Raw genomic sequence first — 10,934 nt, 5'->3', positions numbered from 1 at the left:
CCCGTCGTCGTCAGGTCCGGTCGGCCTCCTCCATCGGCGGAGCGGCGTTGCGCGACATCGCCCCGCCGACGCCCTTCTGCTCGCCGAGCCGGCGGTAGTGCCGCGACCGGAGGGTGACGAGCACGGCGGAGACGATCATCGCCGCGCCGGAGCCGAGCAGCACGGCCACGGTGCCCTGGTCGATCACGTCGGGGTACTCGCGGAACGCGAGCTCGTTCATGAGCAGCGACACCGTGAAGCCGATGCCGGCGAGGGCGCCGACGGTCGCGATGTCGGCCCAGGTCAACGGCGTGATGCCCTTGCGGCGGCCGACGAACCAGGTCGCGATGCCGCCGACGATCGTCACGCCCACGATCTTGCCGACGGGCAGGCCGACGAGGATGCCCCAGAACGCCGGGTCGAGCTCGCTCGGACGCACCTGCGGCACCGCGACGAGCGCGGCGGAGAACGCGAAGAGCGGCAGCACCACGCCGTTCGACCACGGCTCGAGTTCGTGCATGACCCGGCCGGCGGGACGCCGCGACATCACGAGGCCCAGCATCACGCCCGCGATGGTGGCGTGCACGCCCGAGAGGTAGACGAAGCTCCACGTGAGCACGCCGAGGACGACCAGCGCGACGATCACGGGCCACTGCGCCCGGCGCGCGAGCACGTACGGCGACCGGGGGCGGAGGAGCCGGCTGGTCATGCCGAAGAGCGTCACGGTGATGGCGGCGAACCCGAGCCACGTGAGGTCGGCGTCGGCGGTGAAGAAGAAGGCGATCAGCAGGATCGCGATGAGGTCGTCGAGCACGGCCAGCGCGAGCAGGAAGACGCGCACCCGGGTCGGGATGAACCGGCCGAACATCGCCAGCACGCCGAGCGCGAACGCGATGTCGGTCGCTGTGGGGATCGGCCAGCCGTCGGAGGTCGGCCCGTTGCCGGCGAAGACGAGGAACACCCCCGCGGGGACGACGACGCCGCCGATCGCGGCGATCGCGGGCAGCGCGGCCTTCGAGAGGCTGTTGAGCTCGCCGATGACGAGCTCGCGGCGCAGCTCGATCGCGACGATGAAGAAGAAGATCGCCAGGAGGCCGTCGCTGATCCAGTGTCCGACCGAGAGCTTCAGGGGAGTGAAGGGCACCTGCAGGTAGGCGTGCTTCAGGTCGATCAGCGCCGGGCCGAACGCGAGGTTCGCCAGCAGCAGGCCGAGCACGGCGGCGGACAGCAGGAGCGACGCGGAGACGCGCTCGGAGCGGAGGATGTTCATGGCACCTCTGGGGAAGACGAGCGCGACCGGGCGGGCGCGCGGGGACGTGAACGACGCATCGCGTCGGCCGACCAGACTTCCCGGCACCCCGGGTACGGAGTCTATCGGGCCGCGATTACGCTCGCTGGGAGGAGCCGCAATACGCGGACGGGAAGGTGACGACGGATGACGCAGGCCCCCGCGTCCGGAGACGGACTGCTCGAGCTCGTCGCGATGGTCGGACGGCTCCGCGGTCCCGGCGGCTGCCCGTGGGATGCGGAGCAGACCCACGAGTCGCTCGTGCAGTACCTCGTCGAGGAGTGCTGGGAGCTCATCGACGCGATCGAGTCCGGCTCGCGCGAGGAGATGATCGAGGAGCTCGGCGACGTGCTCTACCAGGTGCTCTTCCACGCGGACCTCGCGGCGCACACCCCGGGCGAGGACTACGACATCGACGATGTGGCCCGGCACATGACGGCGAAGATGGTCGCGCGGCATCCGCACGTCTTCGGCGACCGCGAGGCCGAGACGGCCGCCGACGTGGTCGCGTTCTGGGACGAGCTCAAAGCCGGTGAGAAGCCGCACCGGACGAGCGTCCTCGACGGCGTGCCGCAGGGCATGCCGGCACTCGCGCTCTCGCAGAAGCTGCTCGGCAAGGCCGAGAAGGTGGGCGTGACCCGTGAGCCGACGGATGCCGCTGCCGCACCGACCACGGAGGCGGAACTCGGCGACACGCTCCTCGCGCTCGTCGCGTCCGCCCGCGCGCAGGGCCTCGACGCCGAGCGGGCGCTGCGCGGCGCCATCCGCTCGCTGCAGGACGACGTGCGCGCCGCCGAGGCGTGACGGGCGCTCCCGGTCAGGCGATCCGGCTGCCGCGCGCGAGGCGCTGGGCGGGGGTGCGGGTGCGCTGCACGGCCCAGGCGAGCGCGCCCGCAGCGAGGAGCAGGTGGATGCCGAGGCCGACGAACCAGGACGGCACCGAGCGGTCGTAGACCTGCTGCGGCCGCTCCCAGTCGTCGTCGGGCGCGATCGAACCGGACGGGGTCCAGGCCGCGCACTCGTCGTATTCGATCTCGAGTTCGGGTGCGTGCTGCGCCTGGCGCACACCCGTCGCGATCCAGCCGAACACGTCCTTCGGGTCGCCCTGCTCGTCGAAGCTGCCGGGGGCCGCGTCGGCGACCACGACGTACGGGTTCGCGGCGAGGAAGCCCCAGACGTAGTCGAATCGCGGCGTGGGGTAGGTGTACGTCTCGGACGGGAGGCAGGGCGCCTCCTCGCCCGGGGGCACCCCGTCGCGCTCGACCGCCGCCCAGTCGACGGACCGGTTGGTGGCGCGCACCTCGGACTGGACCGCCGCGCCGCCCAGCCCGAACGCGATGAGCGTGCCGATCGAGAGCGCCGCCACGACGAGGTAGGTCACCGCCACCGAGAACAGCGGTCGGGTGAGCACGCCGGACAGGCCGACGCCGATCGCGGCCACCACGCCGAGTTCGACGGCCGTGACGAGCGTCGCGACGACGATGGTCGCCGCCGGAACCTCGCCGAGGGCCACGGCGAACGCGAGGAACGGCACCGCCGCCGCGAGGAACGCCAGCGCGGTGATCCAGGCGGCGAGCCACTTGCCGAGCACGATCTGCGTCGTGGAGACGAGCGTCACCTGCGTGGTCGCGAGCGTTCCCGAGTCGCGTTCCCCGTTGATCGCGTTGGCGCTCAGCGCGGGGGAGACCAGCGTGCCGAGGAGCAGCACGAAGAACACGATCGTCGAGAACACCCCGCCGCCGCCCGCGAAGAGGGCGTCGGTCGCGAAGACGAGCAGCACCGTGACGGCGAGCACGAGGAGCACGAAGACGCCGAGGAGCACATACCAGGCGACGGTGCGCGTCCGCTGCCGCAGGTCGATCGTGACCACGAGCCAGAGGCCCTGCAGGAACCCGGTCATGCGCGGTCCTCCCCGTTGCGGCTGAGATCGAGGAACACGTGCTCGAGGTCGCCCACGGCGGGGGCGAACGACGAGACCGGCACCCCGGACGCGACGAGGTGCGCGAGCAGCTGCGCGGCGTCCTCCTCGGAGGCGAGGGGCACGATCGCACCGAGGTTGTCGATGCGGCTCGCGGTTCCCCAGCCGGCGGCGTCGAGCGCCGCGCGCAGGCGTGCCGGGTCGAGCGAGCGCACCCGCCAGTCGCGGGCCGTGCGCCCGGCGCGCGCGATGTCGTCGGCGGCCGCGGTCACCCCACCGGACAGGTACACCGCCTGATCGGCCATCTCCTCGAGTTCGGCCAGGACGTGGCTGGAGACGAGGATGGTGCGTCCCTCGCCGGCGAGCCTGCGGACGAGGGTGCGCAGCGACGCGCGCGCCACGGGGTCGAGACCCGAGGCGGGCTCGTCGAGCAGCAGCACCTCCGGGTCGTGCACGAGCGCGCGGGCGAGGCTCAGCCGCTGCTTCTGGCCGCGCGAGAGGACCCGCGTCGGCCGGTCGGCGAGCTCGCCGAGGTCGACGAGGTCGATCAGCTCGGCGGCGCGGGCCGCCGCCGCCCCCGTCGGTCGGCCGTACAGCCGCGCACTCGCGACGAGCGCCTCGCGCACCGTCAGCGTCGACCACGACCCGAGCAGGTCGGGCATCCAGCCCATGCGGGCGCGCACCTCGCGCGGCTCGGCGACCGCGTCGAAACCGGCGACGCGGACGGTGCCCGCGTCGGGCCGCAGCAGGGTCGCCAGCATGAGCAGGAGGGTCGTCTTGCCGGCGCCGTTCGGGCCGATGAGGCCGGCCACATGGCCCGGCTCGACGGTGAAGGTCGCCTCCCTCACGGCGTGGACGTCGCCGAACGCGCGCGCGAGTCCCGACACCTCGATGCCGGCCATCCGACCTCCTTCGGGTCGGCGGACGCGCCGACGAGACGCGAGCCTAGCGGCGGTCGCGCGCGCGTGGATCGGGGATGGCCCGGATGTGGAGAACTTCGTCCGCACCCCGGTCGGGCGCGCCATCCGCTGCTGGAAGAATGGGACGCATGGCCCAGACCGTGACGCCCCCGCGCGGCATGCGCGACTTCCTGCCCGCCGAGAAGGCCCGCCGCGAGCATGCGCTCTCGGTGATCCGCGGGGTGTACGCGGCCCACGGGTTCGACGAGATCGAGACCCCCGTGATGGAGGACTCGTCGCGACTGCACGCGGGTCTCGGCGGCGACAACGAGAAACTCGCGTTCGCCGTCATGAAGCGCGGCATCACGCCCGACGACCTCGCAGCGGCGGCCGAGTCCGGCGACGCGCTCTCGCTCGCCGACCTCGGCCTCCGGTACGACCTGACGGTGCCGCTCGCCCGGTTCTACGCGACGCACCGCGCCGCACTGCCGCCCGTGTTCCGCGCCATCCAGATCGCGCCGGTCTGGCGCGCCGAGCGCCCGCAGAAGGGCCGCTACCGGCAGTTCGTGCAGTGCGACATCGACATCATCGGCGAGGCCGGCCCGCTCGCCGAGCTCGAGCTGCTCACCGCGACCGTGGCCGCGCTCGAGGCGCTGGGGCTCGACGGATGCCGCATCCGGCTGAACGACCGCCGGATCCTCGCCGGCATCCTGGGCTCGTGGGGTGTGCCCGACGACCTGCGCGAGCGCGCCCTCATCACGATCGACAAGCTCGACAAGATCGGCCCCGACGGCGTCGCCGCGGAGCTCGCGACCCTGGGCGTCGACCGCCCCGGCGTCGCCGACGAGCTGCGCGAGCTCGCGGCGGCCGACTGGTCGATCGCCGCCGATGAGGCCGCCGCCCCGGGCTGGCTCGACCACGACGCCTTCCGCGACCTGGTCGCCCTGCGCGACGCGGTGCCGGGCGCGGCCGTCGACTTCGACCCGACGCTCGTGCGCGGCATGGGGTACTACACGGGCACGATCTTCGAGATCGCCCACCCCGACTTCGGCTACTCGCTCGGCGGAGGCGGCCGCTACGACCACATGGTCGGGCGCTTCCTCGGCCAGGAGGTGCCGGCGTGCGGGTTCTCGATCGGCTTCGAGCGGATCGTCGACCTCCTCGCCGTCCGCGACGAGGGCCGGCCGCGGGCGGTCGTGCTCGTGCACGACCGCGACGTGGCGCCCGGCGAGCTCCTCGCGCTGAAGCACGAGCTCGTGGCATCCGGCATGCGCGTGCGCTTCGAGAAGCGCACGAAGAACCTGCGCGGGCTGCTCGAGCGGGTGACCGCCGACGGCTTCGACGCGTGGGCGCCCGTCACGGCCGAGACGACGGATGCCGCGTCGCTGGAGTTCCGCGACCTCGCCGCCTGACGGCGCCCCGCGCCGCGTCGCGCGCGACGACATACGCGAGGCGACCTCGGATCGAGGGTCCTAGACTGTCCTGCGGGCCACGACGGAGTCGTCCAGCACACCCCCATCACAGAGGAGTTCACTGTGGCATTCATCGAAGCTGTCGGCGCACGGGAGATCCTGGATTCGCGCGGCAACCCCACCGTCGAGGTCGAGGTCCTGCTCGACGACGGCACGGTCTCGCGGGCCGCGGTGCCCTCGGGCGCGTCGACCGGCGCGTTCGAGGCGTACGAGCTGCGCGACGGCGACAAGGACCGTTACCTCGGCAAGGGCGTGCAGAAGGCCGTCGACGCCGTGCTCGACGAGCTGGGCCCGGCCATCGAGGACCTCGACGTCAGCGACCAGCGCGTCATCGACGCCGCCCTCATCGACGCCGACGGCACCGAGAACAAGGGCCGCCTCGGCGCGAACGCCATCCTCGGCGTGAGCCTCGCCGTCGCGAAGGCCGCGGCCGACTCGGCCGACCTGCCGCTGTTCCGCTACCTCGGCGGACCCAACGCGCACGTGCTCCCGGTGCCGATGATGAACATCATCAACGGCGGCGCGCACGCCGACACGGGCGTCGACATCCAGGAGTTCATGATCCTGCCGGTCGGTGCCGAGACCTACTCCGAGGGCCTCCGCTGGGGCGTCGAGACGTACCACGCGCTGAAGAGCCTGCTGAAGTCGAAGGGCCTGTCCACGGGCCTCGGCGACGAGGGCGGCTTCGCGCCCGACCTCGCGAACAACCGCGCCGCGCTCGACCTGATCGCCGAGGCGATCGGCAAGGCCGGCTTCACCCTGGGCGGCGAGATCGCCCTCGGCCTGGACGTCGCGGCCACCGAGTTCTTCGAGAACGGCGTGTACCGCTTCGAGGGCAAGGACCGCAGCGCCGCCGAGATGAACGCGTACTACGCCGAGCTCGCCGACGCGTACCCGCTCATCTCGATCGAGGACCCGCTCGCCGAGGACGACTGGGACGGCTGGGCCGAACTCACCGGCTCGCTGGGCACGAAGCTGCAGCTCGTCGGCGACGACCTCTTCGTGACGAACCCGAAGCGCCTCGCCGACGGCATCGGCCGTCGGGTCGGCAACTCGATCCTCGTCAAGGTCAACCAGATCGGCACGCTCACCGAGACGCTCGACGCCGTCAAGCTCGCGCAGCGCGCCGGCTACACCGCGGTGCTGTCGCACCGATCGGGCGAGACCGAGGACACGACCATCGCCGACCTCGCGGTCGCGACGGACTGCGGGCAGATCAAGACGGGCGCGCCCGCCCGGTCCGAGCGAGTGGCCAAGTACAATCAGCTCCTGAGGATCGAAGAAGAGCTCGGTGAGGCCGCGGTGTATGCGGGCCGCACGGCATTCCCGCGCTTCACGGCGTAGCACGTCACCAGACGTCCAGACGGGAGCGGCCAGGCGGCCGCTCCCGTCGGTCGTTCCCGCGGGCACGAGAGGAGGCGACGCCGATGAACGCACGTCGTCCGACCCCGCCTCGTTCCGCCAAGCCCGCCAAGCCCGCCGAGCCGGCCGCCAGCCCGTCCCGGACGCCGCCGCCGCGCTCGGGCGGCAGGCCCGCACGGCAGTCCGTCCGCCAGGTGAGCGCCGACTGGCTCGCCGGCATCCGCTTCTCGGGCTTCTCGATCATCATGATGGGCGTGCTCGTGCTCGCCGTGGTGGTGCTCGCGCCGAGCATCGCGGCCTACGCCGAGCAGCGCCAGCAGATCGCCGAGCTGAAGGCCGACGTCGCCCGCCAGGAGGCCGAGGTCGCCCGGCTCACCGAGCAGCGCGAACGCTGGAACGACGAGACGTACATCGTCACCCAGGCACGGGAGCGGCTCTACTACGTGCTCCCCGGCGAGGTCAGCTACCTCGTCATCGACGACCGCTCGCCCGAGGCGCTCGCCGCCGCCGACCGTGAGGTCTCCCGCGAGGTGACCGAGCAGCGCGGCGACTGGATGCAGACGATGCTGCGCTCGGTGATGACCGCGGGACTCGCGCCCGCGGCATCCGACGCCCCGGCGACCGAGCCCGCGAACGACCGACCCGCCGACGAGGGGACCCGATGACCCGCCCGCCGTTCCCCCCGGTGTCCGACCGAGACCTCCGCATCGTGTCGGCGCAGCTCGGCCGCCCCGCGCGCGACGTCGTCGGCATCGCGGCGCGTTGCGTCTGCGGCGCGCCGACGGTCGTCTCCACGGCGCCGCGCCTGTCCGACGGCACGCCGTTCCCCACCTTCTACTACCTGACCCACCCGGTCGCCACCGCCGCCATGTCGTTCCTCGAGGCGGCCCAGCTCATGGTGGAGTTCACCGAGCTGCTCGAGCGCGACCCCGAGGTCGCGGCAGCCTACCGGGCGGCCCACGAGCAGTACCTCGCCGACCGCGAGCAGTTCGGCACCGTCGCCGAGATCGCGGGCGTCTCGGCGGGGGGCATGCCCACGCGCGTGAAGTGCCTGCACGCCCTCGCGGGCCATGCGCTCGCCGCAGGTCCCGGCGTGAACCCGATCGGCGACCTCGCCCTCGAGCGCTCCACCTGGTCGCCCGACGTGTGCCGGTGCCCCGATTACGGCGTCGACGACGCGGATGCCGCGGAGTCGTCGTCATGACGCCCACCCGGACCCGGGACGGCCGTGCGGGGGCCGTCGTCCGGCGCCGACGCCGCCGCGCCGGGTGGCGCGCGGGTCTCACGATCGCGCTCGCCGCGGCGCTCGCCGTCACGGGCACCGCCCCCGCGAACGCCGACACGGTCCGCGACCTGCAGTACTGGCTGAACGAGTACGGCTTCACCCAGGCCTGGAACACGTCCCGCGGCGACGGCGTCAAGGTCGCCATCATCGACACGGGCGTCAACGGCGAGATCGCCGAGCTCCGCGGCGTGGTGGTGGGCGGCACGGATGCCTCGGGCATCGGGTCGCCGAACGGCCAGACGCCCGTCGGCGAGGAGAGCGAGCACGGCACGCTGGTGGCCTCCCTGCTCGCCGGCCGCGGCACCGGCGCGGGCAACGGCGTGATCGGGGTCGCGCCCGACGCCGACCTGCTCACGGCATCCGTCGCCTTCGGGCAGGACTCGGGGTCGCCGAAGACCAACGACGAGCAGATCGCCGATGCGGTGCGATGGGCGGTCGACAACGGCGCGGACGTGATCAACATGTCGCTGACCCGCAACACCAGCGACTGGCCTGAGAGCTGGGACGACGCGTTCCTGCACGCCTTCGAGAACGACGTCGTCGTGGTCGCGGCCGCGGGCAACCGCGGATCGGGCACGACGCAGGTCGGTGCGCCCGCCACGATCCCCGGCGTGCTCACCGTCGCCGGCGTGGACCGCGAGCAGAACGCGAGCTTCGACGCGAGCTCGCAGGGCATCACCATCGCGGTCGCGGCACCCAGCGAGGACCTCGTCGGCGTGCTCCCCGACGGCGGCTACGTCCAGTGGTCGGGGACCTCGGCGGCGGCGCCGCTCGTCTCGGGCCTCGTGGCGCTCGTGCGCGCCGAGTACCCCGACATGGATGCCGCGAACGTCATCAACCGCGTCATCCGCACCGCCGACCCGAAGGGCGAGGAAGTGCCGAGCCCGCTCTACGGGTACGGCATCATCGACCCGGTCGCCGCGCTCACCGCCGACGTCGAGGCCGTCGAGGCGAACCCGCTGGGCAGCCTCCAGGACTGGATCCGCGTGCATCGCCGCGCCGACCTGCCGGAGCAGGACACGGCCGACGGGCGCGACGCCGAGCAGATCGTCCCGATCGCCGATCCGCCGCCGCCGCGCTCGGAAAGCGCCAAGACGCTGCTGCCGACGCCGTGGACGCTCGCCTATATCACGGTGCCGCTCTCGCTGGTCGCCGGATTTGGTACGCTAGCAGCGCTGTTGGGCATCGGCGCCACTCGGCACATCAGGCGGACTGAGCGCATCCGCGCCCAGTGATCGCACTCACCAGAAAACCAAGGAGTCCATTCACCGTGCCCAAGATTCTGATCGTCGGTGGCGGCTACGCAGGCTTCTACACGGCGTGGAAGCTCGAGAAGTGGCTGCGACCCGGCGAGGCCGAGGTGACGGTCGTCGACCCGCTGCCGTACATGACGTACCAGCCGTTCCTTCCCGAGGTCGCCGCCGGCTCGATCGAGCCGCGCCACTCGGTGGTCGCGCTCCGTCGCCACCTCAAGAAGACCACCGTCGTGACCGCGAAGGTCACGGGCATCGACCACGCGTCGAAGACCGCGACGATCACGCCCGAGGTGGGCGAGCCGTGGCAGTTCGACTACGACGTCATCGTGGTCACCGGTGGTGCCGTCTCGCGCACGTTCCCGATCCCGGGCGTCGCCGACCAGGCGATCGGGCTCAAGACCATCGAGGAGGCCGTCGCGATCCGCGACCGCGTCCTCACCAACTTCGACAAGGCCGCGAACCTGCCGGCGGGCCCGGAGCGCGACCGCCTGCTCACGTTCGTCGTGGTCGGCGGCGGCTTCGCGGGCATCGAGGTGTTCGCCGAGCTCCGCTCGTTCGCGAGCTCGCTGCTGAAGTACTACCCGCAGCTCTCGTTCGACGACACGCACTTCCACCTCATCGAGGCGATGGGCCGGATCATGCCCGAGGTGTCGCTGCCGACGAGCCACTGGGTCATCAAGCACCTCGCCCAGCGCGGCGCCGAGGTCCACCTCGACACGCAGCTCACGAGCGCCGTCGACGGGCGCATCGAGCTCTCGACGGGCGAGACCTTCGAGTCCGACCTCATCGTCTGGACCGCAGGCGTCATGGCCAACCCGGCGATCGTCCGCACGAGCGACCTCCCGGTCGAGGAGCGCGGTCGCATCCTCACGCGCGCCGACCTCCGCGTGGGCGACGAGGACGACTTCGTGCCCGACGCGTGGGCGGCCGGCGACATCGCGGCCGTGCCCGACCTCACCGGCGGCGGCGTGGGCGGCTACTGCGTGCCCAACGCGCAGCACGCGGTGCGCCAGGGCAAGCTGCTCGCGAAGAACATCGTCGCGGTCCTGCGCGGCGAGGAGCCCAAGCAGTACATCCACAAGAACCTCGGCGCCGTGGCCGGCCTCGGGGTCGGCTCGGGTGCGTTCCAGTCGGGCAAGATCGCGATCAAGGGCCTGCCGGCGTGGTTCGCCCACCGCGGCTACCACGGCCTCGCGATGCCGACGTGGGAGCGCAAGTTCCGCGTGTTCTGGGGTTGGTGGAACAACTTCTGGCTCGGCCGCGACATCGTGTCGCTCGCTGCGGTCCAGCACCCGCGCGCTGCCTTCGAGCAGTTCGCCGCGCGCCCGAAGCCGGCGGCCGAGGTGGCTCCGGCCGCACCCGCCAAGGCGGTCGAGTCGAGCAGCGGCACGAAGGGTGCTCGCAAGACGCCCGCGAAGGCCGTCGCGGCCAAGTAGTCGCCCTAAGCTGTGACGCGGTGCCGGCCGGATCGGCCG

10 protein-coding genes are annotated in these 10,934 nt (G+C 72.4%); 7 read left to right on the top strand and 3 right to left on the bottom strand.

The window, feature by feature from the left end:
• Positions 1–10: 10 nt before the first annotated feature.
• Positions 11–1,249, bottom strand: a complete 1,239-nt coding sequence (gene nhaA, locus M1L56_RS06335) for a Na+/H+ antiporter NhaA (protein WP_248598586.1) — start codon at positions 1,247–1,249, stop codon at positions 11–13.
• Between the two features lie 165 nt (positions 1,250–1,414).
• Here nhaA and M1L56_RS06330 point away from each other — a divergent pair, with 165 nt between their 5' ends.
• Positions 1,415–2,071, top strand: a complete 657-nt coding sequence (locus M1L56_RS06330; RefSeq protein ID WP_248598585.1) for a MazG family protein — start codon at positions 1,415–1,417, stop codon at positions 2,069–2,071.
• Positions 2,072–2,084: 13 nt separating this feature from the next.
• Here the strand turns inward: M1L56_RS06330 and M1L56_RS06325 are convergent, their stop codons facing one another.
• Entirely contained in the window at positions 2,085–3,167 is a 1,083-nt protein-coding gene (locus M1L56_RS06325) for an ABC transporter permease (protein ID WP_248598584.1), read from the bottom strand.
• Positions 3,164–4,087 (bottom strand): ABC transporter ATP-binding protein, encoded by a 924-nt coding sequence (locus M1L56_RS06320; protein ID WP_067949955.1) that lies wholly within the window; start codon positions 4,085–4,087, stop codon positions 3,164–3,166. Before M1L56_RS06320 ends, M1L56_RS06325 begins: the two co-directional genes overlap by 4 nt.
• Before the next feature lie 146 nt (positions 4,088–4,233).
• On the opposite strand from M1L56_RS06320, the gene hisS reads away from it, so the two are divergent.
• The 6 genes from hisS to M1L56_RS06290 all read left to right on the top strand — a co-directional run bounded on the left by hisS (position 4,234) and on the right by M1L56_RS06290 (position 10,895).
• On the top strand, positions 4,234–5,496 hold the full coding sequence (gene hisS / locus M1L56_RS06315) for a histidine--tRNA ligase (protein WP_248598583.1): 1,263 nt from the start codon (positions 4,234–4,236) through the stop codon (positions 5,494–5,496).
• A gap of 123 nt (positions 5,497–5,619) precedes the next feature.
• Entirely contained in the window at positions 5,620–6,900 is a 1,281-nt protein-coding gene (eno, locus tag M1L56_RS06310) for a phosphopyruvate hydratase (RefSeq protein ID WP_067949959.1), read from the top strand.
• 83 nt (positions 6,901–6,983) lie between these two features.
• Positions 6,984–7,583, top strand: coding sequence for a septum formation initiator family protein (locus M1L56_RS06305; RefSeq protein WP_248598582.1), 600 nt, complete (start codon positions 6,984–6,986; stop codon positions 7,581–7,583).
• A complete protein-coding gene (locus M1L56_RS06300; protein WP_248598581.1) occupies positions 7,580–8,122 on the top strand; it encodes a DUF501 domain-containing protein in 543 nt (180 codons plus the stop codon). Before M1L56_RS06305 ends, M1L56_RS06300 begins: the two co-directional genes overlap by 4 nt.
• Positions 8,119–9,438 carry a S8 family serine peptidase gene (locus M1L56_RS06295; RefSeq protein ID WP_067949962.1) on the top strand — a complete coding sequence of 440 codons (1,320 nt, stop codon included), beginning with the start codon at positions 8,119–8,121 and terminating at the stop codon, positions 9,436–9,438. Before M1L56_RS06300 ends, M1L56_RS06295 begins: the two co-directional genes overlap by 4 nt.
• A 35-nt stretch (positions 9,439–9,473) precedes the next feature.
• Positions 9,474–10,895, top strand: a complete 1,422-nt coding sequence (locus M1L56_RS06290) for an NAD(P)/FAD-dependent oxidoreductase (RefSeq protein ID WP_248598580.1) — start codon at positions 9,474–9,476, stop codon at positions 10,893–10,895.
• Positions 10,896–10,934: the final 39 nt, after the last annotated feature.

Origin of the sequence: Agromyces sp. C10 (assembly GCF_023217995.1) — a bacterium.
Taxonomy (GTDB): Bacteria; Actinomycetota; Actinomycetes; order Actinomycetales; family Microbacteriaceae; genus Agromyces; species Agromyces indicus.
The sequence above is the reverse complement of the archived record's forward strand: the minus strand, read 5'-3'. Positions and strand labels throughout refer to the sequence as shown.